Origin of the sequence: Streptomyces griseorubiginosus (genome assembly GCF_017614965.1) — a bacterium.
Taxonomy (GTDB): Bacteria; Actinomycetota; Actinomycetes; order Streptomycetales; family Streptomycetaceae; genus Streptomyces; species Streptomyces griseorubiginosus_B.
Genome location: NZ_WVUG01000701.1, coordinates 1 through 733 on the forward strand (window position 1 = coordinate 1; position 733 = coordinate 733).

Here is a 733-nt window from a genome sequence, read left to right on the forward strand (position 1 = left end):
GCCCCTGCCCGCCCCGGTGACGACGACGACCCGTCCGTCGCAGATTCCGCTCATCTCACGTCTCCTTGTTGGCAGTTGCGGCATCCAGGAACGCCGGCCGCTCCCCGCCCCCGTGCACCAGCAGGCTCGCCCCGCTGATGTAGGCGGCCGCGTCGGAGGCGAGGAAGACGGCGGCCGCGCCGACGTCGGCCGGGGTGGCCAGGCGGCCGAGCGGCACCGTGCGGGAGACCGCGTCGACGCCGTCCTCGCCGCCGTAGTGCAGATGGGCCAGCTCGGTGCGGACCATGCCGACGACGAGGGTGTTGACCCGGACCTCCGGTGCCCACTCCACGGCCATCGAGCGGGCGAGGTTCTCCAGCCCGGCCTTGGCCGCCCCGTAGGCCGCCGAGCCGGGCGAGGGCCGGCTGCCGCTGACGCTGCCGATCATCACGACGGCTCCCCGGGCCCGCCGCAGGTGCTCGTACGCGGCGAGGGAGGCCGTGAGCGGGGCGAGGAGGTTGAGCTCGACGACCCGTGCGTGTCGCTCGGCGTCCGCGTCGGCCAGCTTGCGGTAGGGGGCGCCGCCCGCGTTGTTGACGAGGACGTCGAGCCGGGGCAGCGCGCCGAAGAAGGCACGTACGGCGGGTGGGTCGCGCAGGTCGAGCGGGCTGAACTCCACGCCCTCGACCGGCACTTCGGGCGGCCGTCGCGCACAGGCGACCACCTGCGCCCCGGCCTCCACGAAGGCCTCGGC

At 75.2% G+C, this 733-nt stretch carries 1 protein-coding gene; it reads right to left on the minus strand.

Going from position 1 to position 733, the window contains the following annotated elements; all coding sequences use genetic code 11:
- Positions 1-55: 55 nt before the first annotated feature.
- Positions 56-733: SDR family oxidoreductase (locus tag GRC12_RS44845; protein WP_208786140.1), on the minus strand; the 678-nt coding region annotated here is incomplete at its 5' end.